Consider the following 24232-nt stretch of genomic DNA (forward strand, 5'->3'; position numbering starts at 1 on the left):
GGGTGTTGACAAACTCAACACTTGATGCCGAGACTGCCACTCGCCCGATCCGGACGAAGGAGTCTCAGCCGTGGCCGAACCATCCGCTGTCACCGGCGCTCCGGCACCCGCCGGCCTCGACCGCAAAGCGACCTATCGCACGATCGCCCGGCGCGTCATGCCGCTGCTGGTGCTGTGTTACGTCGTGAGCTACATCGACCGCACCAACATCGGGATCGCGCAGCAGGGCCTGAAACGGGACCTCGGCTTCGGCCCCGCGGTGTACGGGCTCGGCGTCACGCTGTTCTTCGTCGGCTTCATCCTCTTCGAAGTCCCGAGCAACGCGCTGCTCGCCCGCATCGGCGCGCGCAAGACCCTCGCCCGCATCATGGCCACCTGGGGCGTGATGACCGTGGTGACCCTGTTCGTGCAGAACGAGATCATGTTCTACGCCGCGCGCTTCCTGCTCGGCGTCGCGGAAGCCGGGTTCTTCCCGGGCGCGCTCTACCTGCTGTCGCTGTGGTTCCCGTCTTCCCGGCGGACCCGGATGACGGCCGTGTTCTTCATCGGCATCCCGGTGTCCGGCGCGCTCGGGTCGGTGATGTCGGGCTGGATCATGCACTCGCTCGGCGGCGTCGGCGGGCTCGCGGACTGGCAGTGGCTGTTCCTGATCGAGGGGATCCCGCCGATCCTGCTGGCCGGGCTCGTGCTGCTCTTCGTCACCGACGGTCCGGAGCAGGCTAAGTGGCTCACCGCCGAGCAGAAGGCCGCCGTGCGCGCCGACCTCGACGCGGACCTGCGGGACAAGGCCCCGGCGAAGCAGAAACACAGCGGCCTGCTGCTCGCCCTGCGCGACCCGAAGGTCTGGATCCTCGGGCTGTGCGCGTGCGGCGCGTACACGCTGGCGAACGCCGTCTCGTACTGGACGCCGCGGATCATCGCCAACGCCGGCGTCGGCAACGTCCTGAACCTCGGCTTGTTCTCGGCGATCCCGCCGCTGCTCGGCATCGTGGTGATGCTGCTGGTCGGCCGGCATTCGGACCGCACCCTGGAGCGGCGCTGGCACGCGGCGACGAGCTGGATCGTGGCGGTGTTCGCGATGCTGGCGATCTCGGTGTCCGGCGGCAATGTCGTGGTGATCATCCTGCTGCTCGCGGTGATGGCGGCCGCGCACTACTCGGGACTGACGGTGTTCTACTCGATCCCGTCGATCTACCTGACCGACCGCGCCGCGGCCACCGGGATCGCGGTCGTGACGTCGATGGGCTCGTTCGCCGCGGCCGCTTCGCCGTCGCTGCTCGGGTTCATCGAGTCCTCGACCGGGAGCCTGTCGCTGGGGCTGCAGATCAGCGCGGGCATCATCCTGCTCGCCGTCGTGGTGCTGCTGGTCGGCGTCCGGCCCGGCGATCTCCGCGAACGTCGGCGCTGACCCTCCAAAGTGTGACGCTCGGCGGCGGGCGCCCGTCCGACCTCGGCGGGCTGCCCGGCGGGCCGTCTCTCTCATCGCTCTCACAGGTTCCCCGGAGTAGACCGGGTGCGCCGGAGGGAGGAGCGGTGAGCGATGGAGCGCGCGAACGGGCACTGGGCCGAGCGGATCGGCGTGGTCGCGCTGGTCTCGGTCCTGCTGGGCGGGGCCGCCTACGGGTGGGCCGAACTGCGCGCGCTGCTGTCCGGGGTGACGGCGTCGACCGCGCTCGACGGGCAGGCCCGGCCGGGCGGGGACACGAACATCCTCGTCATGGGGCTCGATTCGCGGCTCGACGAGCGGGGCGAACCGCTGCCCGCCGAGCTGTACGAGCAGTTGCACGCGGGAGACCAGCACGTCGGCGGCTACAACACCGACGTGCTGATGCTGCTGCACGTTCCGGCCGACGGCGGGCATCCGACGGTCATCTCCATCCCGCGCGACGATTACACCGAACTAGCCGGCTGTCCGGACGGCGTGTGCCAGGGCAAGATCAAGGAGGCTTACGGGTACGCGTTCGCCGCGGAGGCCAAACGTCTTGCCGCGCAAGGCGTCACCGAGAAGGCGGCTCGCGAACAGAGGTCCCGGGACGCCGGCCGCGCGGCAGAAGTCGCTACGGTGCGCCAGTTCCTCGGCGGAGTCGCGGTGGACCATTTCGTCGAAGTCACCCTGGTCGCGTTCTATCAGCTGGCTCAGGTCGTGCAGCCGATCACGGTGTGTTTGTCCGAACCCGCGCACGACAGTTACTCGGGGGCGGATTTCCCGAGCGGGCAGCAGCGGATTTCCGCGGAGCAGGCGCTGGCGTTCGTGCGGCAGCGCCGGGATTCCCGGCACGAGTTCACCGACCTGGACCGGGAACGGCGCCAGCAGGCGTTTCTCGTTTCGCTGGCGCATCAGCTGAAAGAAGGCCGGGTGTTCGGCGACCCGGGGAAACTCGGCCAGCTGGTTTCGGCAGCGCGGGAGAATGTCGCGATCGATTCCGGGCTCGACCTCAACGCGCTGGCGCGGCAGGCGGAATCGTTCGCGGGCGGGGATCTGACGTTGGCGTCGCTTCCGGTCGAACGGTTCGAAAAAGACGCCAAGGGCGAAGACGTCAACATTGTCGATCCGGTGAAAATCCGGGCCGCCGCGGCCCGGCTGCTCGGCCGGACGGTTCCGCCGCCGCCCGCCGCGACGGCCGGGCCCGCGGTGGACGTGGTGAACGCGAGCGGCCGTGAGGGCGCGGCCGCCCGGGTGCTGAAGACGCTCCCGTCGCGGGGATACCGTGCCGGGCGCACGTCCAACGCGCGGCACACGCACCGCACTGTCGTCCGCTACGGACGCGGGGATTCCGCGTCGGCGGCGAAACTCGTGGCCGCGCTCGGCGGCGGGTACGGCGTGGGCTACGACGGCGCGCTGGCCGCGGGGGAGCTGAAACTGGTGCTCGGCGCCGATTTCCGGGAAAAGGCCGACCAGGTCGATCCGGTGCCGGTCGCCCCGGTTTCGCCCGCCGACGAATTGTCCGGAGGCGGGGTGCCCTGCGTGCGGTGAACGGGAGAAGCACAACGATCCTGTGAACCCGTTGAGAACGAATTCCGAAATTAACTCTGCCGAGTGACTTCGGCGGCGCTGCGTCCGCTAATGTCCGGACTCGCGTGACGAGCCGCACAGCAGTGGCTGGGGGATTGCCCGATATCTGTTCTTGTTCCGATTTCAGCGTCCGGGAACGGCGCTGCTGCTTCAGCCCGGCCTCACGCCGCTCGTTGTTGAGTGGCGTCCGGCCGGTTTCGTGACTCCTGTTCTCCTGGAAAGAGGTTTTCCTGTGACGCTGGACGCGGATCGGGTGCGCACAGTCGCGCCCGAGAGGCTCGCCGAAAAGGCGACGGCGGTTTACCGGGCGGGCCCGGCGCCCGCCGTGCGCACGCTTTACGACATTTTCGCCGAAACAGTGCGCAAACACCCGGACGCGCTCGCGCTGGACGACGGAACCGAGCGCGCGACGTACCGCGATTTCGCCGCGCAGGTCGAAGAACTCGCCGGACGGCTCCGCGGCGCCGGGGTCATGCCGGGTGACCGCGTGGGCATCCGGATGACCTCCGGCACCGCATCGCTGTACCGCAGCATTCTCGCCGTTCTCTCCACCGGTGCGGCCTATGTTCCAGTCGACGCCGACGATCCGGCCGATCGCGCCGAGACAGTGTGGACGGAGGCGCAAGTAAGCCTGGTCCTGAGCGATGCGGGATTGCCGCCCTCGCGCGGACCGCAGTGGCCGCGAGTCCGTCCGCAGCCGCAGGACGACGCGTGGATCATCTTCACCTCCGGCTCCACCGGCAAACCCAAGGGCGTCGCGGTCACGCATCGCGCGGCCGCGGCCTTTGTGGACGCTGAAGCCCGGCTGTTCTGCGCCGCGCGGCCGCTGGGCCCGGGCGATCGCGTGCTGGCCGGGCTGAGCGTCGCGTTTGATGCGTCGTGCGAGGAAATGTGGCTGGCGTGGCGACATGGCGCGTGCCTGGTCCCAGCACCGCGCTCGCTCGTCCGCGCGGGCGCCGACCTCGGGCCGTGGCTCGTCGAGCGCGGCGTCACGGTCGTGTCGACGGTGCCGACGCTCGCCGCACTGTGGCCAGTGGACACTCTGGCCAGCGTCCGGCTGCTCATCCTCGGCGGCGAAGCGTGCCCGCCGGAGGTCGTGACGCGGTTCGACGACGGCGAACGGGAAATCTGGAACACATACGGCCCAACGGAAACCACTGTCGTCGCGTGTGCCCAACGGCTGCGCGCGGGCGAACCGGTGCGGATCGGGCTGCCGCTCGACGGCTGGGAACTCGCGGTCGTCGACCCGGAGGACCCGGCGGGCATCCCGGTGCCTTGGGGCCGGAGCGGCGAACTGGTGATCGGCGGCGTCGGCCTCGCCCGGTACCTCGACGCCGCGAAGGACGCGCAGAAGTTCGTGCCGCTGCCGGGTCTCGGCTGGAGCCGCGCTTACCGCAGCGGCGACCTGGTGCGCGCGGTGCCGGAGGGGTTGGAGTTCGTCGGCCGCGCGGACGGTCAGGTCAAGATCGGCGGACGACGCGTCGAGCTGGGCGAGATCGACGCCGCGCTGCGTGCGGTGCCCGGGGTCGCCGCGGCCGCGACGGTCGTGCGGCGCACGGACAGCGGCGCACAGGTGCTGGTCGGCTACGTGGTGCCGGAAGGCGAGAGCCTCGATCGCACCGCGGCGCGCAGCCTTCTGCGCGACCGGTTGCCCGCGGCGCTGGTGCCTCGGCTCGCGTTGGTGCCGGATCTGCCGGTGCGCGCGTCGGGCAAGCTCGACCGCGACGCGTTGCCGTGGCCGCTGGAGGAACCGGCCGCCGCGCCGGCGGTGCCGTCCGATCCGAAGCTGGCGTGGCTGGTGCGGGTGTGGAGCGAACATCTCGGAACCGCGGCCGGGCCGGACGACGACTTCTTCGACCTCGGCGGTTCGAGCGTGACCGCCGCACGGCTCGTTTCCGTGTTGCGCGAACGGTATCCGAGCGCGGCAGTGTCCGATGTGTACTCCTGCCCGACGCCGCGGGAACTGTACAAACGCCTCGCCGGAGCGCCGGTCGAAACTGTCGCCGTGGAGGAGCCGCCGGTCGCTCCGGTGCGCGGCAGCGGATGGTGGCAGGCTGGGGTGCAGCTGGTTTTGCTGGCCCTGTCCGGAATGCGGTGGCTGCTGTGGGTGTCGCTGCTCGGCTCGCTGGTTTCGCTGGTGCTGCCGTTGCAGTGGCTGCCGCGGATGTCGTGGTGGCTCCTCGTGCCCGCGTGGCTGGTGCTGCTGAGCCCGCCGGGGCGGATGCTGCTCGCCGCGGGCGGCGTGCGGATGCTGCGCGGAAAGCTCGCGCCGGGGGACTACCGCCGCGGCGGCATGGTCCACATGCGACTGTGGACGGCGGAACGGTTCGCTGCCGTGACCGGCCCGCCCGGAGTCGCCGGAACCCCGCTTGCCGCGCCGTATGCCCGGTTGCTCGGCAATCGGGTCGGTCGCGGCGTCGACCTGCATTCACCGCCGCCAGCCAGCGGTCTCGCCGACTTCGGCGACGGATGCGCGATCGAACCTGAAGCGGACCTGGCCGGATGGTGGCTGGACGGCCCGGTGCTGCGGATCGGCCGTGTCCGGGTCGGAGCCGGCGCCCGGGTCGGCGGCCGCAGCACGCTGCTGCCCGGCACCGACCTCGGAGCCGGATCGGTGCTGCTCCCGGGCTCGACGCTCGACACCCGCGTACCGGACGGCGCGGTCTGGGGCGGCTCGCCGGCCGGGCCTTCGGGAGAGCGTCCGTCCCGGCCGGCCGCCACGGCACCGCGGGCGAAGCGGTACTCGCTGGCCTTCGCGCTGGGCGGGACGCTGCGATCGTTGTTCATGTTCGTGTCCGCGATCCCGCTGATCGTGGTCGCCCTGCTGCTGATCCCGGCGGCGGACGATCCGCGCGGCGCCGCACTGGCGATCCTGCCGTGGACGCCGTTGCTCGTCCTCGCCGGAATCGCGGTGTACGCCCTGACGATCGTCCTGCTCGTGCGACTGGCCGGCCTGGCCGTGCGACCAGGGGTCTATCCGGTGCTGAGCCGCGCGGGCTGGGCGGCCTGGTTCGTGCACGAACTGCTGGAAATCGCCCGGCGGCAGCTGTTTCCGCTCTACGCCGCACTGGCGACTCCGGTCTGGATGCGCTTGCTGGGCGCCCGCATCGGCCGTGGCGTCGAACTGTCCACTGTGCTCAGCCTGCCGTCGCTGCTTCGGGTGCGAGACGGTGCTTTCCTCGCCGACGACGTCCTCGCCGCACCGTACGAATTGGACCGCGGCTGGGTCCGGCTGGGCGTTTCCGAAGTCGGGGAACGCGCTTTCGTGGGCAACTCCGCAGTCGTCGGCCCGGATCGGACGCTCGGCTCGGCCTCCCTGGTCGGCGTCCTGTCCGACACCCCGGCAGACGTCCCCGACGGCACGTCGTGGCTTGGCCGACCCGCGTTGGAGCTGCGCCGGACCGCCGACACCGTCGACCCCGCCCGCACCTTCGCGCCGCCGCGCCGGTTGAAGCTTGCCCGGGCGTTGGTCGAGTCGTGCCGGATCGCGCCGCTGCTGATCGCGGGCCTGCTCGCACTCGCCGTGAGCGCGGTATTGACCGGAGTGGACATCGCGGACGGCTTCTGGATCGCCGCCGCCCTCGCGCCCGCGGTGTTCGTCTCGGCTGGTCTCTTCGCCGCGTTGCTGACGACGCTGATGAAATGGACGCTGGTCGGCCGATTCCGCCCCGGGCGGCATCCACTGTGGAGCGCGTTCGTGTGGCGGAACGAGCTTTACGACACCTTCGTCGAGACGCTCGCGGTGCCGTGGTTCGCCGGTTCGTTCCTCGGCACGCCGGTGCTGAACTGGTGGCTGCGCACCCTCGGCGCCCGCATCGGCCGCGGCGTTTGGTGCGAGAGCTACTGGCTGCCGGAAACGGACCTCGTCCACCTCGGCGACGACGCTGTGGTGAACCGCGGCTGCGTGCTGCAAACGCACCTGTTCCACGACCGCGTCATGCGGCTGGACCCGGTCCGCCTCGGCTCCGGCGCGACCCTCGGGCCGCGCGCGTTCCAGCTGCCGGGCAGCGGGATTTCCGACGGCGCGACGGTGGGGTCGGGGTCGCTGGTGATGGCGGGGGAGACGGTCCCGCCGCGCACTCGGTGGCGGGGCACGCCGGTCCGGCCCTGGCGGTGAGCGGTCGTGAGTGTTTATCCCGGTTCTAACCGGGATAAACACTCACGAGCCACCTACGCGCGCCCGCCATATGCCACCCCCTTCGCCAGCGCCCTCTCCACCTCCTCGCGCGACAACCCCGCCGCCGCCAGCACTTCCCGGGTATCCGCCCCCGGCGGCCGAGGCGATTCCGCCGCACAACCGGGTGTGCGCCCCAGCTTCACCGGCACCCCGACCCCGCGATACCCGTCCCGTTCGACGACCATTCCCCGGTGCCGCACCTGCGGAGCGTTCATCGCCTCCGCGATATCGTGCACCGGAGACGCCGGAACTCCCTTAGCCAGCAACAACTCAGCCAATGAGTCCCGCTTGTACTGTCCGATCAGAACACTCAGCTCAGCCCGCAGCTCACCCACATTGCTGACCCGGTCGGCATTGGAGGCAAACCGCGGATCGGAAGCCAGCCCGGGCGCGCCGAGCACGTCGACCAGCGCCGCGAACTGCCGGTTGTTCCCCGCTCCGACAAAGAAAGGCCCGTCCGCCGTCGAAAAGGTCTCATACGGCGCGATCGACGGATGCGCCGAACCAGTTCGCCGCGGCACCGCACCATCGGCGAGCCAAGCCGCGGAATGCGGATGCAGCAAGCTGATCACGGTGTCCAGCAACGAACAATCCACCAGCTGCCCGAGCCCGGACCGCGCCCGCTCGTGCAGCGCCAGCAGGATCCCGGAGAACCCGAGCACCCCGGTCACCACGTCGACCACTGGCACGCCGATCCGCAGCGGCGGCCCGTCAGCCTCGCCGTTCACGCTCATCAGCCCGCCGTACGCCTGCAACACCGCGTCGTACCCGGGCAGCCCGCCGAGCGGTCCGTCGGCGCCGAACCCGGTGATGCGGCAATGGATCAGCGCCGGATACTCCGCCCGGATCGTCTCGTCCGGCCAGCCCCAGCGCGCGAGCGTGCCCGCCTTGAAGTTCTCCACCACGACGTCCGCGCCCGCGAGCAGGGTGCCGAGCAGGCAACGACCGTCCGGACCGGACAGATCGAGCACGATGTTCTTCTTGCCCCGGTTGAGGTTCGCGTAGTACGCGCTGGTCCCTTCGGACAGGAACGGCGGACCCCAGCCCCGCGTCTCGTCCCCGGCGGGCGATTCGACCTTGATCACCTCGGCGCCGTGGTCGGCCAGCATCTGCGTGCAGTACGGCCCGGCCAGCACCCGCGACAGGTCCAGCACCCGCAGCCCGTCGAGCGCGCCCATCAGTAGGACCTCGGCAGCCCGAGCACGTGCTGGGACACGTAGTTCAGCACCATTTCCTGGCTGATCGGCGCGAGCCGCAGCAGCCGCGCCTCCCGGAAATAGCGCTCGACGTGGTACTCCCGCGCGTAGCCCATTCCGCCGTGGGTCTGGATCGCCTGGTCGGCGGCTTGGAACCCGGCGTCCGCGCACAGCCATTTCGCCATGTTCGCCTCCTTGCCCGCCGGCAGGCCGTTGTCGTAGCGCCAGGCGGCGTTGCGCGCCATCAGCTCCGCCGCGTCGAGCCGGGTCGCGGCCTCGGCCAGCGGGAACGCCAGCCCCTGGTTCTGCCCGATCGGACGGCCGAACACCTGCCGTTCCCCGGCGTAGCGGACCGCGCGGCGCAGGGCGGCCCGGCCGATGCCGAGCGCCTCGTGCGCGAGCAGGATGCGTTCCGGGTTGAGCCCGTCGAGCAGGTACCGGAAGCCCTTGCCCTCCTCGCCGACGCGCGCCGATTCCGGCACCCGCAGGCCGTCGATCAGCACCTCGTAGGACGACACCGCGTTGCGGCCGAGCTTCGGGATCGCGCGCAGCTGCACCGCGTCGGACTCGATGTCCACCACGAACAGGGACATGCCGTCGGTCGGCTTCTCCACCTCTTCGCGCGGCGTGGTGCGGGCGATCAGCACCATCTTCTGCGACTGGCCGGCCTTCGTGATCCAGACCTTCCGGCCGTGCACGACGTAGGAATCGCCGTCGCGACGCGCGAAGGTGGAGATGCGCGTGGTGTCGGTGCCCGCGTCCGGTTCGGTCACGCCGAAGCAGACGTGCAGCGAACCGTCGACCGCGCCGGGCAGGATCTCCTGGCGCATTTCTTCGCTGCCGTGCTTGACGATGGTGTTCAGCCCGAAGATCGTCAGGTGCATCGTGCTGCACCCGTTCATCCCGGCCCCGGACGCGGCCACTTCTTCCAGCAGCAGCGCGGCTTCGAGGATGCCGAGCCCGCCGCCGCCGTACTGTTCCGGGATCGCCATGCCGAGCCAGCCCGCGGTGGCGAACGCGTCGTAGAACTCGCGCGGGAACTCGGCCCGTTCGTCGCGTTCGGCCCAGTATTCGTCGGGGAACCGGGCGGCCAGCTCGCGCACGGCGCGCCGGATGTCCTCCTGGTCTTGGCTCAGCTGGAAGTCCACAGTGCTGCTCTCCATCGTGCGTATATGAGAACGCGAAGTTCGGATATACGTCCAACGTAAGGCGACGCGCGGCTCGGGTCAAGCGCCGCGGCGGGTGGTTGCCGCGATAGGGTTCGTATGTACGAACGCAGGGGAGGCTGCCATGACCGAATCGACGGCCAAGGCCCACCGGACGGTCGGCCGCGTCACGAGCATCCTCGAGTGCGTCGCGCGGCAGCCCGGGATGCGGCTGCACGAGCTGTCAGTCGCCCTCGACGCGCCGAAATCCTCGGTGTTCGGCCTGGTCAAAGGCTTGGTGTCGACCGGCTACCTGGTCGAGGCCGACGGAGCCTACCGGCTCGGCCCGGCGCTGGGGAACCTGCTCACCGGCGGCCTGCCCGGCATCGCGACCGCCGCCCGGCCCGCCCTGGAGGAGCTCCGCCGCCGGTTCGGCGAGACGGTGATGCTCGGCGCCGCGGTCGGGGATTCGCTGATCTACGTGGACGCGGTCGAGTCCGAGCAGCCGATCCGCTACTCGGCGCCGCTGCGCACCCGGCGGCCGCTGTACCCGCCGAGCGCGGGCAAGATTTTCCTCGCGTACTGGTCGGCTCGCCGGCGCGAGGCGTACCTGAAGTCGGTGCTCCCGGACGCCGAGCGCGTGCAGGCCGCGATGAACGAACTCGACACCGTCCGCGCCGAGGGTGTCGCGCTCAACCGCGGCGAAACCCTGCCCGACGTGAGCGCGGCGGCGCGGCCGATCCTGGTCGACGGAGAGGTCGTCGCGGCCATCGCGGTCGCGGGCCCGACCACGCGGATTTCCGGACGGCTGCCGGAGATCGGGGAGGCGCTGGCCGGCATCACGGCGGCGGTCGTGAAGCGGTGGGAAGCCGCGCGGCAGGGCTGAGCCGGAGTTCCTGGAGGCTCGTGTGGTTGTTGGTCGTGATCTCGGGTTCGACCGCGTGGTTTCCGAGCGTTCGTTGGTGATCGGTGACGTCGCGGCGGTGGTCGTGAGGCGCCGGGTGGCCGCACGCCGGGATTGAGCCGGAGTTCCCGCGGGCCCGTGCGGTCGCCGATCGCGGTCGCGGGCCCGGCCGCGCGGATTCCCGGACGTCCGCAGGAGATCCGGCGACTCCTCAGCTGCGTCACGGCGGCCGTCGTGAAGCGGTGGGAAGCCGCGCGGCAGGGCTGAGCCCGAATTCCCGAAGACCCTTGACCGGTGTGTTCGCGGTCTCTTAGCATCCGGATATACGCATCAAGCGTTCCCAAATACGCACGCAACGGCGCGCGCCGGCTGGCTTCCGCTCGCCTGTGCCCCAGTTCCGGAGAGCAGGACCATGCCCAGTGTTGTGGACGACAGCGTCGGAACGACCCGGAAAGCCCCGCGCGGAGTCGGGGTGGCGGTGGTCGTCGGCTCCGCGCTCGAGTGGTTCGATTTCTACCTCTACGCGTCGATGGCCGCGCTGGTGTTCGGCCACGTCTTCTTCCCGCCGGGCAACGACGCGGCCGCGACCATGGCCTCGGTCGCGACCTTCGCGGTCGGCTTCCTGGCCCGGCCGATCGGCGGCATCGTGTTCGGCGCGCTCGGCGACCGGATCGGCCGCAAGAAGGTGCTGTCGTGGACATTCGTGCTGATGGGCGTTTCCTCGGCGGGCATTGGCTTGCTGCCGAGTTACGCGAGTGCCGGGCTTCTCTCGCCGGTGCTGCTCGTGGTGCTGCGGCTGTTGCAAGGACTCGGCGCCGGGGCGGAGTTCGGCGGCGCGATCGCGGTCGCCTACGAGCACGCTGACCCGCGCAAACGCGGGCGGCAGGGTTCGTGGCCCGCGCTGGGCGTGAACGTCGGCTTGCTCGTCTCCTCGCTCGCCGTCGCCGGACTGACCACTTTGGACAAAGAGTTCCTGCACGGTTTCGGCTGGCGGATCCCGTTCCTGGCCAGCTTCCTGCTCGTCGGCGTCGGACTGTGGGTGCGCCGCCGGGTCCCGGAAACGCCGGAATTCGAGAACCTGGTGCGCAGCAGGAAAAACCGGCCGCGCGGCTGGGCGAACCGGCCGCTGGTGAAGCTGTTCCGCAGCGACTGGCGCGCGCTCGCGGTGGTCATGGTGATCACCATCGGCTACAACGGCGTCAGCTATGTGTTCAAGACGTTCTCGCTCGCTTACCTGACGAATTTCCGCGGTGTACCGGCGAATATCGGCGCGCTGGGGATCAGCATCGCGAGCGGGACGGCGATCGTGACGGTGCCGATCGCGGGCTGGATCAGCGACCGGATCGGCGCGAAGAAGGTCGTGGTCGCGGGTGCGGTCGCGACGGGATTGCTGGCCTTTCCGTTCTTCTGGCTGCTCGACACCGGCACCAGCTGGTTCATCTGGCTGGGCCTCGTGCTGGCGACCGGCATCGTGGTTCCGGCGATGCTGTCGGCGCAAGGAGCGTTCCTGGCCAAGCAGTTCCCGGCGGAGGTCCGCTCGACCGGCCTCGGCACCGGCCGCGAAGTCGGGGGAGCGGTCTCCGGCGGGCTCGCTCCGCTGGCCGCGCTGGCGATCGTGGAAGCCTCCGCGACGCACGCGACCTGGGGTGTCTCGCTGCTGTTCGTCGCGGGCGCGTTGTGCATCGGGCTCGGTGCGCTCGCCGATCAAAGCCGCAACGCGCTCAACTGAGCCGCGGCCACCGGGTGCGGGTCTTGGGCAGTTCCGGGCCGTACACGGCTTCGGCGACCGACCGTTTCAGATTCGCGCAGTGATGCAGGACGTGCGCCGGGAAACCGTTGCCGGAAGGGCGTTCCGGCGGTTTCTCGGCACCGGCGGCCACGAGTGTCCATCCGGAACCGAGTTCGATCAGGCTTCGGTGTTTCGTGGTGTAGTACTCGGGCGAAACGTCGATCGCCACCCCGGTCGCGCCCGCGGCGGCGGCGACCAGGTGCAGGTGGAAGCGGCTGGAGAGCCAGGTCTGTCCCGGCGCGAGCGGGAGACCGCGCTGCCACACGTCGCGGAACGGGTGGAATTCCGCGCCGGGCAGTTCGTGTTCCAGCAACGCGAAAACCTCGCGGTCGACGCGAGGAATCCCTTCCACCACAGCGAGTTCGCCCGGCGGCAACCGCCACGCGCGCACGAGGTCGAGCACCTGCGCGGCGAGTGCGGACGGTCGCTCGGCGCCGATGTCCGACTGCACGCACAGGACGAACTCGCGTGTCGTGGGCGTTGTCGGCGGATGCGGGTCGAGGAAGACGTCGTCGCAAGACCGCTCGACGCCTGCGACACCGTGCAGGAGTTCGGCGGACGGATCGTCGCGGACGTCGACGACGTCGAATCGCTCAGCAAGCGCGCGCAACAGTACGGCGGCGCCCGGCGGGCAGGGGACGAAGCCCTGCCCGGTCATCGCGGAGCGGGCTCCGGAACGCTGCGCGGCCGCTGCGGCCCCGGCGACCAGTCCGAGGTGCCGGGGCCACAGTGCGTTGACGTAGCCGCCGCCGATCAAATGCACGACATCGAGCCCGCCGAGCAATTCGATCCCCGCGTCCCAGCGCGGTGCACGACCGGGGTCGTGCACCGCGGATCGCACCCAGGACGCGACTTCCCACGGATCGTCCGACGGCGCTTCGCCGCACAGCCGCCACAAAGTGTCCGTACAGCGCAAACGCGGGTGCAGGTCGCCGAACAAATGCTGCGCCGGACCCGGCGAATGCGTGTCGAGCCAGACTTCTGCGTCCGGTTCGGTGCGGGCCAAGCGGCGGATCCACGCGGCGGCGATCAGCTCGTCGCCGAAGTTCGGATAGCCGCTCGGCCCGACCAGGTAATGCCGGCGGGGGGACGGGGCACGAGTCACGAAGCGACGCTGAGCTGCGTGTCCAACGCCTGGTCGCCTTGTGCCTTCTCGCTGCCGCTCGGCTCGGCCTGGATGCGGTCCTTGGCCACGCCGTCGCCCTCGAGCGCGGTCGAGATCGCCTGCGCGCGCTCCTCGGACAGCTTCTTCGCCTTGTCCGCGTCCGGGTAGCCGGCGTGGGTTTCGACCTTCAGCTTCACATCGTTGCCCTGCATGGCTTTCGCGATCGCGGCGAGGCCTTCCTTGGCCTGGCCGGTCAACTCCGCCTTCTCCGGCTCGAACTTGATCGGCGAGGCCTGCGAGGCCTGCTGGATCGCGGCGGTGACCGCCTGCGCGGCCGGGCCGCCGTTCTGCCCGGGGGCTCCGTTCTGGCCGGAAGCGCCGTTCTGCCCGGCGTCGCCGGACTGGTTGGCGCCGCTGGGCTGTGCGGCTCCGCTGGACTGGGCGGTGTTCTGCCCGGACGCTCCGGACCCGGACGAGTCGTTCGATCCGCCCGACCCGCACGCGCTGACCAGCGCGACGACGGCTGCGGCCCCGACGACCGCCTTGACGAGTGCCCTCTGCATGGGAATTGCGCTCCTTCGGCTGGGTTCGCCGGGATCTGAACACGGGGCCACAGCAGCGGCAACCGGGGCGCGCCCGGCGAACGCGCCGAGCCACCGCGCGGTTTCGCCCCGTCAGCAGGGCGGGGGCGGCGGCTCGCGGCCTCGCCCGCCGAAACTGACATCCACCCGGGTGAGGGACCCGGAAAGTCCACAAAGGACAGTAAGATCAGCGCGCGCCAGTCGCTGTATAACGTCCTATTCGCCTCACGTTAGGGCGATTTGCCCGGCTGTGCCGGCGGCGAACCGGAGGCGCGCGTCCGATCCGATCCGGCTTCGGAAGACCCCGGGGGCGGCCGCGGATTCCAGGGGTGCATCTCAGGGTGTTCCCCGATGCCGGGCCGTCACAGCCGCCAGCATGCTGATCGATGTGACCCTCATAACGCGGAAGGCCAAGGCGACAGCGCCCGCGATCGCTGCCGGCGCGTTGGCTTTTTCGCTGGTGCCGATTCTCCTGTTGCACCTGGTGGCGGCGGGCGCGATCGACCCGGTCCGCGATGTCATCAGCGACTACGTTTTCCCGCCCGGCGGGGCAGTGCTGCTGGCGGCGGCTTCGCTCGGGCTGGCCGGCGCTTCGCTCCTGGTCCGGCACGCACTGCTCGAACAGGGGTTGCCGAAACGCAGCCCGGAGTCGGTGCTGATCGCGTTGTGGGCGGCCGGATTGGTCATCGCGACGTTCTTCCCGACTGACCCGACCGGCGTGGAGACGTCGTTTTCCGGTGCGGTGCACCGGTATGCCGGCGCGGCGATGTTCGTGTGCCTGCCGCTGGCGGGCTGGTTGCTGGCGCGTCGTCAGCCGGAGGCGAAGGCGGAGGCGAAGGCGGTGCGCTGGCTTTCGCTGGCGTCCGGTGCCGCCTCGCTCGCGTTTCTGCTGGCACACGCGCCGTTGCTGGAGCAGTCCGTGCCCGAGTTCCTGGGGTTGTTCGAGCGGGTGCTGTACGCCCTGCTCTACGCGCAGCTTTTCGCGGTCGCCGCGATGGCCCGGACCGAGGCGGCCGCATGACGATCCTCGCCATCGCGCTCGCCGTGCTCGGCGCGGTTTTCTTTGCCACCGGCGCACTTCTGCAGCACGGCGTCGTCACCGCGCTGCCCGGCCGGCCGCGGATCGGCGGGCTGGTCCGGGCGCCGCGCTGGCTCGGCGGGCTGGCCCTGCTCGGTTCGGGGGCCGGCGTGCACGCGGTCGCGCTGGGGATGGCTCCGCTGACCGTCGTGCAGCCGGTCGGGGTCATCGCCGTGGCGATCACCGCGATTCTCGACCGGCGGCGGCGGGATCTGCCCGCGGTCGCGGTCACCATGCTCGGCGTCGGGACGTTCGTGACCGTCGCCGCGGGCAGCACCACGAGCACCGAGGTCGGTGCCGACGCGCAAACGCGGGCGGCATTGCTGGTGCTGGGGGGCGTGGCGCTGCTGACGCTGATCGGCGCGATCGCTTCGCGTCCGTCGGTCCGCGGATTGTGTTTCGGCGCGGCCGGCGGCGCTGCCTACGGCTTCGTTTCGGTATTGATGCGGGCGGTTTCCCTCGAAATCCGCGAGGGGACCGTCGACTTCGGCGCCGCGGTGTCCGTCGCCGCGATGGTGACGGCGCTGCTGGTCGGCGGCTGGCTCGTGCAGTTGTCCTACCGATGCGGTCCGCCGCACCTCGCCGTCGCGTGCCTCACTGTCGTGGACCCGCTGGTCGCAGTGGGTCTCGGCGCCGGGGTGCTCGGCGAAGCCACCCACCTCGACGCCGCGGCGACCGCGGTCGCGCTGACGGCGGCGGTGCTGGCGGTCGGCGGCGTCGCCGTGCTGAGCCGCGGCAGTTCTTCTTCTGTCCATTCCACCAGATCGGAGCACCCAGTGAACGACGACCGGGCATTGCGCATCGTGGTCGCCGCCGAGACCTATCCACCGGACGTCAACGGCGCGGCGCAGTTCGCGTACCGGCTGTCCACCGGTCTCGCCGGCCGCGGCCACGAGGTCCACGTGATCAGCGTCGATCCGGAAGGCCCGGCGCGCACCGAAAGAGACGGCGACGTCGTGGTGCACCGCGTCCGTTCGCACCGCACCCCGTTCCACCGCACCTTCCGGATCGGCCTGCCCTGGGAGGTGAGCAAGGACGTCGCTGCGCTGCTGGAGGAGTTGCAGCCCGACCTTGTGCACGTCCAGGCGCATTTCGTGGTCGGACGCTACGTGCTGAAGCACGCTGCCGCGATGGGCGTTCCCGGGGTGGCGACGAACCACTTCATGCCGGAAAACCTGTTCGGCCACGTGCGAGTGCCGACATGGCTGCGCGGCGCGGCTTCGCGGTGGGCCTGGCGCGACCTGACGCGCGTGTTCTCGACGGCCCGCGTGGTTACCGCGCCGACGCCGCGTGCGGTGGAATTGTTGCACGACAACGGTTTCCCGGAGCGGGCAGTCCCGGTGTCGTGCGGCATCGACATCGACCGCTACCGGCTGCGCACGGTTTCGCGGACGTCGGACGATCCGACGGTGTTGTTCGTCGGACGGCTCGACGAAGAGAAGCGCGTCGACGAGCTGTTGCGTGCGGTCGCGCTCGTGCCTCGCCTGCGTGCGGAGATCATCGGCGACGGTTCCTGCCGCGCGGACTGGGAAAAGCTGGCCGGCGAACTCGGGGTCGCCGACCGGGTGCGGTTCCGCGGGTTCGTGTCCGAAGAGGACTTGCTGGACGCCTACGCGGCCGCGGATCTCTTCTGCATGCCGGGCGTCGCCGAATTGCAGAGCCTCGCGACGATGGAGGCGATGGCGGCGGGGAAGCCGGTGGTGGTCGCGGACGCGATGGCGCTGCCTCACCTGTGCCGTCCCGGCTACAACGGCTGGCTGTTCGAGCCGGGCAACGTGGGGGAACTGGCCGAGCGGCTGCATGCGGTGGTCGCGGACCCGGCGACGCTGGCGCGAATGGGGGCGGCGAGCGGCAAGATGATCGCCGGGCACGCGCTGGAGTCCACTTTGGATGCGTTCGAGGCCTGCTACGCCGAGGCGACGGGCCGGGTCGCGGCAGTGCCCGCGGCCGCCTGAGACTTCTGGGGGAACAAGGGGGGATGGCCGGGTTCGCCGGACGAAGGGGAGGGATCCGGCGAACCCGGCCGGACTCTACGCGAGAGTGATCGCGTAGAGCTGGACTCGCGGGTCGTCCGGCAGGCTCACCGACTGGACGGTCTTGGCGCCGTCCACGGCGGAGGCGATGCCGAACAGCCGCACCGGCGGACCGTCGACCCCGCTGCCCGCCTTGATCCGGTGCGGCAGGTCGAGCACGACGGTCGTGCCGGACGGCGTCGAACCGGCCCAGTCGCCGAACGTCACCGGGAGATCAGTGCTGGATCCGTCGCTGTAGTGCACGGTCAGCGAAGTGGACACCGGGCCGTTGTGCGAGGAGCCGATCAGCTGTACCGCCTGGTGCTTTCCGGCGGGCAGCAGCAGCGATTGCCCGCGTGCTTCCACGAAGTTCGCCGCGGTGCCAGCGGGATCCGGTGCCGCGTAGGCGACTCCATTGTGGACGAAGGTTCCGGCTTGAGGCATCAGAGCGGCGTCATAACTCCAGCCGCTGCCGTCGAAGTTGCCCTCGGTCGACGCTGCGACAGTCGCGGTTCCGTCGTGGTTGCGGTCGTGGCTGAGATCGACCGCACACTGGGTGCCGGACGTCGTCGCGCACACTGTCGGTTCCCGGACCTCGATGCTGGCGGTGCGGGCGACGGTATTCGCTCCCGGACCGGATGCCTTGAGCTGCACTGAATACGTGCCGATTGGCGTGTTCGCTGGAACGGTCACCGTGACCGGTGCGGTCTTCTGCGTCGGCAGCCGGAAGGACCACAACAGCTGCGACTGGTCGGTCTGCACTCGCCACCCCGACGGTGCCGACGAGGTCACGAAGACCGGCTGCGCTCCCGGGTTCTGGCCGAGCACGTCCAGGTTCAAGTGGACAGTCTGCGCTGAAGATTGCTGGGGCAGCACTACCGAACTCGGCCGCAGCGCCGCGTCCACGTGCCGGCGCTGGTCGCCGGCCGCCTTGTTCACCGACGGCGGTTCCGTGCCCGGCTGCGTTCCCCAGCTCGACGGTGCCGCGCCGACCTGATAATCGAGCTTGCCGCCGTGCGCGACCGCGGACCAATCGAGCCAGGTCTGCCGTACGTCCCGGCCGTTGAGCGAAACGCTTTGCACGTAACGGTTCGCGTCGCTCGCCCCCGGCGCGGTGACGGTGAGCGTGCCGCCTTGCCGACCCTCGTACTGTCCGATCCGGACAGTCGCCGATTCGAACTGCGGACTGGACACTGCGAGGAAATTCGCGCCGCTCATCGTCGGGTAGAGGCCGAGCGAGGAGAAGACGTACCACGCGGACATCGTGCCGAGGTCGTCGTTGCCGGTCATGCCGTCCGGGCCGGTGGTGAACAGCGTCATCGCCGCGCGGACGACGGTCGCGGTCTTCGCAGGCGCGCCGACCCAGTTGTACAGGTACGGGGAAAGCAGATCGGGTTCGTTGTTGGGGTTGTAGGTGGCCTTGGCGTAGTAGTCGTACGGGCTGGCGATCCAGTCCTCGCGCGCGGTGCCCGCCGGGTCCTTGAGGAGGTTGCCGTAGGCGAAGAAGGAGTCGAGCCGCTTTTCGGTCGCCTGCGTGCCGCCCATCAGCTCGGCGAGCCCGGCCGGATCCTGCGGGACGAGCCATTGGTACTGGTAGGCGCCGCCTTCGTGGAACTGGTGGTCGGCGTCGACCGGGTTGTACGGCGTGAGCCAGGTTCCGTCAGTGGTGCGCGGACGGAACTGCTTGTCGGCGGCGTTCCAGACGTTGCGGTACCACTGGCCGCGATCGGCGAACATGCGCGCGTCGGCTTGGTGGCCCAAACCCTTGGCCATCAACGCGAGCGCGGCGTCGGCGGCGGAATACTCCATGGTCGCCGACGTCGGATGCTCGCAGTCGTTGTCCCCGCCCTTGGCCGCGCAGTCCTTGCCGAGGGCGAGGCCGCTCGGGATATAGCCGCGGTCGTTGTAGTAATTGACGCCGGAGCGTCCGTTGTACGGCGAATCGGCGGGTGGTGTGCTGGTCGCGTTCTTCTTGAGCAGCGCGTACGCCTCGTTTTCGTGGCCGGCCAGCAAGCCCTTCGACCAGGCCTCGACGAGGAACGGCGTCACGGGGTCGCCGGTCATGATGTTGGTTTCGCTGCCCGCCAGCGCCCATCTCGGCAGCCAGCCGCCGTCGCGGCCGATCGCCACCACCGACAGCGCGACGTCCCGGGCTACCTGCGGTTCCAGCATTTCGAGCAGCTGGTTCTGCGGGCGATAGGTGTCCCAGAGGGAGAAGTTCTGGTACGGCGTGTAGCCGGTGGCGCGGTGGACCTTGCCGTCGAAACCGGCGTAGTCGCCGCTGATGTCGCCAGCCAGGTTCGGGTGCAGCTGCGCGTGATAGAGCGAGGTGTAGAAGGCGGTTTGGCGTTCGGTGCTGCCGCCGCTGATCTTGATCGCGCCGAGCCGGTCCGCCCACTGCTTGCGCAACGCGGCGCGGGTGGCGTCGAAGTCGTAGCTGTCGCTGGTCTCCGCGGCGAGGTTCGCGCGCGCCCCAGCGAGACCGGTGTAGGAGAGCCCCACCTTGAGGACGACATCGTGGTCAGCGGCCGCGTCGAAGCTGACCCACGCGCCGTTGCCGCCGGTGCCCGCGGCGTCGCGGCTGCCCGCGGTGCGGGTGGTGCCGCGCCAGGTGCCGTAGGAGGCGAAGGGGCGGTCGAACGTGGCGGTGAAGTAGACGGTGTGCTCGTCGTGCCCGGCGCAGAAGCCGCCCGCGCGCACGCGACCCTCGAGGGTCCGGTCGCCGACGACGTGGATCTCGGAATCCTTCACCGACTGGTTCGCCTGGCCGGTGTTGAACAGGACGTTGGCCTGGCCGGTCGAGGGGAAGGTGTAGCGCTGCCAGCCGGTGCGCGGGGTGGCGGTCAGTTCGGCGTCGACGCCGTACTTCTTCAGCCCGACGCGGTAGTAGCCGGGTTCGGCCTTCTCGTCGTCGTGGCTGTACTCGGATTTGTAGGCGTTCTTGTCGACGGAATCGACGGCCCCCGTGGTCGGCATGACCGGCAGTTCGCCCATCACGCCGCAGCCGACGCCGGAGAGGTGGGTTTGGCTGAAGCCGTAGATCGAGTTCTGCTGGTAGTCGTAGCCGCCTTGACCGCCGGTGTCGGGGCTGACCTGCACCATGCCGAAGGGCGCGCTGGCACCGGGGAAGGTGTTGCCGAAGTTCTGCGTGCCGACGAACGGATTGACCAGCGACACCGGATCCGCGGCCGCTGCGCTAGCGGTCCCGGTCGTGCCGGACACCAGCCCGGCGACCGCGAAGCCCGCCGCCGCGATCGCGGTCACCCGTCTCTTCTGCGACCACATGGACGCGCTACCTCCAGGCTGACAACGTTGTCATCATGCGAGCCGGTGCGGAGACGACCGGCTGGTGAGCAGCTTGTCATCCCGCCGCGGCTTTGAGAAGACCGACAACCGGACAGCTTCCGTCCGGCTCTCGGCAGCCGCTGTGCGGCCGCCCGGCCCCGCCGGTGTCCGTGCGGGGAACCCTGACGGAATCAGATTCCCGGAGGGGTCCCCGCACGGACCTTCGCCGAGCCATCACGCGCTGCCCGGTCCGGCCGTCTCCGGCAGCCGCAGCACCGCCCGTGCCCCGCCGTCCGGGAGGTTCGCGAATTCCAGCTCCGCTCCCAGCACCCGCGCCTGCGCGACGGCGATCGTCAACCCCAGCCCGTGCCCGCCGCCCCGCGAGTCCGCGCCGGTCCGGAACCGCGCGGGCCCCTCCCGGAGCAGCACCTCCGGATACCCGGGCCCGCGATCGCTGACCACCACGCACGGGCCGTCCACCTCGACCGTCACCGGCGGGGCCCCGTGCTTGGCCGCGTTCGACAGCAGGTTCGCCAGGATCCGTTCCAGCCGCCGGGGATCGGTCCGCACCCGGACCGCGACCGGGGCCGCCGCGTCCGGCACCCGCCGCCGGACGAACTCCGCCAGATCGAGGTCCGCCAGATCCGCCCGCTCGGCGGCGGTGTCCAAGCGAGCCACCTCCAGCACGTCCTCCACCAGCGACCGCAGCGCGGCGACCCGGTCGCGGACCAGCTCCGCCGGACGTCCGGGCGGCAGCAGCTCAGCCGCGGTGACCAAACCGGTCACCGGAGTCCGCAGCTCGTGCGCGATGTCCGCGGTGACCCGTTGCTCGGCGGCCAATCGCGCCTGCAACGCGTCCGCCATCGCGTCCACCGCCTGCGCGAGGTCGGCCGCTTCGTCGCGCGGGCGCGGGCCGATCGCGTCGCGTACCCGGGCCCGAGTGCCGTTCGCGACGTCGCGGGCAGCGTCAGCGGCCCGCCGCAGCCGACGTGCCATCCCCGCACCGAGCACGACGCCCAGCAATGCCCCGGCGACGGTCACGACAGCGGAACCCGCCAGCAGCTCCCGGTCCAAAGTGGCCAGTGCCTGCGTTTGCGCCGCGTAACTGACCCGCACCGAGACGACGTGCCCGCCGGTTTCGGCGGCTGCCCACAAGACTGGTCCGTCCAAATAGGTCGCCCGGTTCCCGCCGCGCACAGCGTCGCGCAGCGGAGCGGGCAGCGTCGGATCGTCGAACTGGCCGTCGACCCCGGGGTTGCGCAGCAGCAGCTGGATCCACTCGTCCTGCGCGTGCCGCGCTTGGTCGGCCTGCGTGCGCGCGAATTGCTGGTGCACCAGCAAACTCAGCGTCAGAGCGACGGCGGCGGACACGAGGGTCACCGCCGCGGTCAGCCGCCACCGGAGGGTGGCCGGGAAGAGTTTCACGGCTCGGCGCGGAGCTTGTATCCGAAGCCGCGCACGGTCTGCAGCCGTTCCTGACCGATCTTCACGCGCAGCCGCTGCACGTGGACGTCGACCACTCGCGTATCGCCGCCCCACGCGTAATCCCAGACGCTGGCCAGCAGCGTGTCCCGGCTGAGCACGGTGCCGGGCGATTCGGCGAAGCGCAGCAGCAGCCGCAGTTCGGTGGGGGTCAGGTCCACCGGCTGGCCTGCCCGGCGCACGTCCAGTCCGGCGCGGTCGATTTCGAGGTCGCCGAAGCGGACGAACGCGTCCTCCTCGGGCCCGGACCAGCCGCTTCGCCGCAGCACCGCCTGGATCCGCGCGATCAGCACCGAGGTGTCGAACGGTTTGGTGACGTAGTCGTCGGCGCCGGCTTCGAGCCCGAGCACGACGTCGACCGAATCGTCCCGCGCGGAGACCATCAGCACCGGCACCCGGCTTTCCTCGCGGATCCGGCGGCACAGGCTGACGCCGTTGAGCCCGGGCAGCATCACGTCGAGCAACGCCACGTCCGGCGGCTGCGCCCGGAACCGGTCGAGCCCGGCGAGCCCGTCCGCGGCCGTCGACACCCGGAATCCGGCGCGTTCGAGGGCGAGCTGCGTAGCCTCCCGGATCACGTCGTCGTCCTCGACGAGCAGTACCTGCGTCATGTCCCCTCTCACTCCGGCGAGAAACCGTTGCCGGTCCAGCGGTAGCGGGCGACCCCGTTGTTCGGCCCGGTCGCCGACATGGTGGCCAGCTGCCCGTCGAGCACGGTCAGCAGCGCACCGGAGTTCTCCAGCCTGAACAGCTGTTTCCCGTTGACGGTGTAGACGTAGCCGCCGAGATACGCGCTGACCGGCACTCCGGTCGCGCCGCTGCTGCCGGTGCCGGGAGCGCCGACCGCGGCGCACGGATACACGTTCACCACGACGTCGACCTCGCCGGTCAGCTCGTGGTAGGCGGTGCTGACCGGATACGACCCGGCGATCGGACCGTACGGACACGGTCTCAGCGCCGCCTTCGTCCTCGCGCTGACCGTGGGGTCCGCACGCAGCAGAGCGACCGCGTCGACACTCGGGCCGCGCGGGTTGTTCGCCGGTGCCGGGGCGGCCGCCGCCGGGGGAGCGGGGCCGGCGACGCGCACACCGTCCACATCGGAGCAAGCGGTAAGCGACAGCATCGCGACCGCCGCGACCACTGTCCTCCGCATGCTTTGCACATTAGCCATTTTGCCGTCCGCGCGCCGCTCGGGGAGCGCTGTTACAAAACCGACGGGTTTCCTCCGGGCCGCCGCGACGCGATTCCCGGCGGCCGGTGATCCGCCGTTCCTACCTTGGCGGGGAATCGACCAGGGAGGAGTCCGATGAGGACGGAAACGGTGCGGGACCCGGCGGAAACCCGGGTGCCGAAGGGACGGCTGCTGGGCGTGGACGCGGTCCGGGCGCTGGCGATCGTCGGGGTGTTCATCGAGCACTTCTTCGCGAGCGGCTGGCTGCACGGCGGCCCGCCGGACGCGGCCCCGGGGTTCCTGACGTGGCTGAACGTGCAGACGTCCTCCCGCGCGATGAGCCTGTTCGTGCTGCTGTTCGGGCTGTCCGCGGCCTTGATGACCGGCGGCGCGACCCCGTGCGCCGGGCACGAGCGGTGGCGCGCCCGCGGCAGGCTCGCGGTCCGGGCAGCGGTGTTGTTCCTGCTCAGCCTGGCGATCGACGAGTACGGCATGTCAGTGATCGAGTACTACTCGGTGATCCTGCTGCTTCTGCTGCCGCTTACCCGGCTGCGCGCGCGGACGTTGTTCATTCTTTCCGGAATCGCCGTGCCCGCGATGACGTTTTACGCGTTCTGGGTGTTCAACGCCCATTCCGACTGGATGATGTCCGGGTCCGAAACAGCGAGCGGGCTCGCGATCTTCGGGCATCCCGGACAATGGGGCGAGTTCTTCAAGGGGATGGTGCTGTTCGGCGGCGGTTTCCAGGTCGCGTACGGGCTGCCCCTGGCATTGGCGGGAATGGCGATCGGCCGTCTCGACCTTCGCGCGCACCAGGTCCGGATTCGGTTGCTGTACACCGGTTTCGTGCTCGCCGCCGCGTCGATCCTTGGTTCGTGGATCGCGACTTATCCGCTGGGCGGAGCCGAAGCGATCGCGACGACCCCGCCGCCTGGAATGCCGTGGCAGGTGCTGCTGGCGATGCCGCCGGACGGATCGCTGTACGCGACCAGTCCGCTCGGCATCGTGCTCATGATCGGCGTGGCGATGGTGCTGCTCGGCGGACTGCTGATCGCCTTGGACCAGCCGCTCGGCCGTCGTGCGCTGTGGCCGCTCGCCGCTGCTGGCGGACTGGCTTTCACCTGGTACGCAGCACATTTCGCGGTCCTGAAGCTGGTGCCGAAGCCGTACTCCTTCGTGTTCCTGGCGACGGTGGTCGCGGTGATGCTGGCCGCGTCGGTGGCGTGGCGGCATTGGCGGCGGCGCGGTCCGCTGGAATGGCTGGTGCACCGGGCGACGCTGCTCGTGCCGTGAG

At 70.4% G+C, this 24232-nt stretch carries 16 protein-coding genes; 8 read left to right on the forward strand and 8 right to left on the reverse strand.

Features of this window, described 5'->3' with window-relative positions:
- Nucleotides 1-70 precede the first annotated feature (70 nt).
- The 3 genes from L3Q65_RS06715 (at nt 71) to L3Q65_RS06725 (ending at nt 7130) form a co-directional block, all read left to right on the forward strand.
- Nucleotides 71-1408: an MFS transporter gene (locus L3Q65_RS06715; protein WP_237599078.1), complete on the forward strand. Its 1338-nt coding sequence runs from the start codon at nt 71-73 to the stop codon at nt 1406-1408.
- Nucleotides 1409-1540: 132 nt separating this feature from the next.
- Nucleotides 1541-2974: an LCP family protein gene (locus tag L3Q65_RS06720; RefSeq protein WP_182891840.1), complete on the forward strand. Its 1434-nt coding sequence runs from the start codon at nt 1541-1543 to the stop codon at nt 2972-2974.
- A gap of 271 nt (nt 2975-3245) precedes the next feature.
- Nucleotides 3246-7130: a Pls/PosA family non-ribosomal peptide synthetase gene (locus L3Q65_RS06725; RefSeq protein ID WP_237599080.1), complete on the forward strand. Its 3885-nt coding sequence runs from the start codon at nt 3246-3248 to the stop codon at nt 7128-7130.
- Nucleotides 7131-7183: 53 nt separating this feature from the next.
- On the opposite strand, the gene L3Q65_RS06730 is transcribed toward L3Q65_RS06725, so the two are convergent.
- Together L3Q65_RS06730 and L3Q65_RS06735 are read right to left on the reverse strand one after the other, a co-directional pair.
- Nucleotides 7184-8368: a CaiB/BaiF CoA-transferase family protein gene (locus tag L3Q65_RS06730; protein ID WP_237599081.1), complete on the reverse strand. Its 1185-nt coding sequence runs from the start codon at nt 8366-8368 to the stop codon at nt 7184-7186.
- Nucleotides 8368-9549 carry an acyl-CoA dehydrogenase family protein gene (locus L3Q65_RS06735; protein ID WP_220507309.1) on the reverse strand — a complete coding sequence of 394 codons (1182 nt, stop codon included), beginning with the start codon at nt 9547-9549 and terminating at the stop codon, nt 8368-8370. Before L3Q65_RS06735 ends, L3Q65_RS06730 begins: the two co-directional genes overlap by 1 nt.
- Nucleotides 9550-9676: 127 nt before the next feature.
- On the opposite strand from L3Q65_RS06735, the gene L3Q65_RS06740 reads away from it, so the two are divergent.
- Both L3Q65_RS06740 and L3Q65_RS06745 read left to right on the forward strand, forming a co-directional pair.
- Complete coding sequence (locus L3Q65_RS06740; protein ID WP_182891837.1) at nt 9677-10417, forward strand: IclR family transcriptional regulator; 741 nt, start codon at nt 9677-9679, stop codon at nt 10415-10417.
- A 430-nt stretch (nt 10418-10847) separates the two neighbouring features.
- Nucleotides 10848-12164 carry an MFS transporter gene (locus L3Q65_RS06745; protein WP_237599082.1) on the forward strand — a complete coding sequence of 439 codons (1317 nt, stop codon included), beginning with the start codon at nt 10848-10850 and terminating at the stop codon, nt 12162-12164.
- Here L3Q65_RS06745 and L3Q65_RS06750 read toward each other — a convergent pair.
- Both L3Q65_RS06750 and L3Q65_RS06755 read right to left on the reverse strand, forming a co-directional pair.
- Nucleotides 12157-13329 carry a polysaccharide pyruvyl transferase family protein gene (locus L3Q65_RS06750; RefSeq protein ID WP_182891835.1) on the reverse strand — a complete coding sequence of 391 codons (1173 nt, stop codon included), beginning with the start codon at nt 13327-13329 and terminating at the stop codon, nt 12157-12159. The two genes, L3Q65_RS06745 and L3Q65_RS06750, sit on opposite strands and share 8 nt — an antisense overlap.
- Entirely contained in the window at nt 13326-13892 is a 567-nt protein-coding gene (locus tag L3Q65_RS06755) for an OmpA family protein (protein WP_182891834.1), read from the reverse strand. Before L3Q65_RS06755 ends, L3Q65_RS06750 begins: the two co-directional genes overlap by 4 nt.
- Before the next feature lie 406 nt (nt 13893-14298).
- Here L3Q65_RS06755 and L3Q65_RS06760 point away from each other — a divergent pair, with 406 nt between their 5' ends.
- Nucleotides 14299-14931 carry a DUF998 domain-containing protein gene (locus L3Q65_RS06760; protein WP_237599083.1) on the forward strand — a complete coding sequence of 211 codons (633 nt, stop codon included), beginning with the start codon at nt 14299-14301 and terminating at the stop codon, nt 14929-14931.
- On the forward strand, nt 14928-16943 hold the full coding sequence (locus L3Q65_RS06765) for a glycosyltransferase (protein ID WP_237599085.1): 2016 nt from the start codon (nt 14928-14930) through the stop codon (nt 16941-16943). The genes L3Q65_RS06760 and L3Q65_RS06765 overlap by 4 nt, the downstream gene beginning before the upstream one ends.
- Before the next feature lie 75 nt (nt 16944-17018).
- On the opposite strand, the gene L3Q65_RS06770 is transcribed toward L3Q65_RS06765, so the two are convergent.
- The 4 genes from L3Q65_RS06770 to L3Q65_RS06785 form a co-directional block, all read right to left on the reverse strand.
- On the reverse strand, nt 17019-20285 hold the full coding sequence (locus L3Q65_RS06770; RefSeq protein ID WP_237599086.1) for a GH92 family glycosyl hydrolase: 3267 nt from the start codon (nt 20283-20285) through the stop codon (nt 17019-17021).
- Between the two features lie 234 nt (nt 20286-20519).
- Nucleotides 20520-21710: a sensor histidine kinase KdpD gene (locus L3Q65_RS06775; RefSeq protein ID WP_182891830.1), complete on the reverse strand. Its 1191-nt coding sequence runs from the start codon at nt 21708-21710 to the stop codon at nt 20520-20522.
- Nucleotides 21707-22378, reverse strand: coding sequence for a two-component system response regulator CseB (gene cseB / locus L3Q65_RS06780; RefSeq protein ID WP_182891829.1), 672 nt, complete (start codon nt 22376-22378; stop codon nt 21707-21709). Before cseB ends, L3Q65_RS06775 begins: the two co-directional genes overlap by 4 nt.
- 8 nt (nt 22379-22386) lie before the next feature.
- Nucleotides 22387-22920 carry a hypothetical protein gene (locus L3Q65_RS06785; protein ID WP_182891828.1) on the reverse strand — a complete coding sequence of 178 codons (534 nt, stop codon included), beginning with the start codon at nt 22918-22920 and terminating at the stop codon, nt 22387-22389.
- Nucleotides 22921-23073: 153 nt separating this feature from the next.
- On the opposite strand from L3Q65_RS06785, the gene L3Q65_RS06790 reads away from it, so the two are divergent.
- On the forward strand, nt 23074-24231 hold the full coding sequence (locus L3Q65_RS06790) for a DUF418 domain-containing protein (protein WP_182891827.1): 1158 nt from the start codon (nt 23074-23076) through the stop codon (nt 24229-24231).
- Nucleotide 24232 lies beyond the last annotated feature (1 nt).

It is taken from the genome of Amycolatopsis sp. FU40 (genome assembly GCF_021903635.1).
GTDB lineage: Bacteria > Actinomycetota > Actinomycetes > Mycobacteriales > Pseudonocardiaceae > Amycolatopsis > Amycolatopsis dendrobii.

Excerpts from the sequence above, each read along its gene's own strand:
- L3Q65_RS06765 (WP_237599085.1), top strand. The coding sequence starts at position 14,928 with ATGACGATCCTCGCCATCGCGCTCGCCGTGCTCGGCGCGGTTTTCTTT.
- L3Q65_RS06740 (WP_182891837.1), top strand. The coding sequence starts at position 9,677 with ATGACCGAATCGACGGCCAAGGCCCACCGGACGGTCGGCCGCGTCACG.
- cseB (WP_182891829.1), bottom strand. The coding sequence starts at position 22,378 with ATGACGCAGGTACTGCTCGTCGAGGACGACGACGTGATCCGGGAGGCT.
- L3Q65_RS06790 (WP_182891827.1), top strand. The coding sequence starts at position 23,074 with ATGAGGACGGAAACGGTGCGGGACCCGGCGGAAACCCGGGTGCCGAAG.
- L3Q65_RS06745 (WP_237599082.1), top strand. The coding sequence starts at position 10,848 with ATGCCCAGTGTTGTGGACGACAGCGTCGGAACGACCCGGAAAGCCCCG.
- L3Q65_RS06735 (WP_220507309.1), bottom strand. The coding sequence starts at position 9,549 with ATGGAGAGCAGCACTGTGGACTTCCAGCTGAGCCAAGACCAGGAGGAC.
- L3Q65_RS06720 (WP_182891840.1), top strand. The coding sequence starts at position 1,541 with ATGGAGCGCGCGAACGGGCACTGGGCCGAGCGGATCGGCGTGGTCGCG.
- L3Q65_RS06730 (WP_237599081.1), bottom strand. The coding sequence starts at position 8,368 with ATGGGCGCGCTCGACGGGCTGCGGGTGCTGGACCTGTCGCGGGTGCTG.
- L3Q65_RS06770 (WP_237599086.1), bottom strand. The coding sequence starts at position 20,285 with ATGTGGTCGCAGAAGAGACGGGTGACCGCGATCGCGGCGGCGGGCTTC.
- L3Q65_RS06785 (WP_182891828.1), bottom strand. The coding sequence starts at position 22,920 with ATGCGGAGGACAGTGGTCGCGGCGGTCGCGATGCTGTCGCTTACCGCT.
- L3Q65_RS06755 (WP_182891834.1), bottom strand. The coding sequence starts at position 13,892 with ATGCAGAGGGCACTCGTCAAGGCGGTCGTCGGGGCCGCAGCCGTCGTC.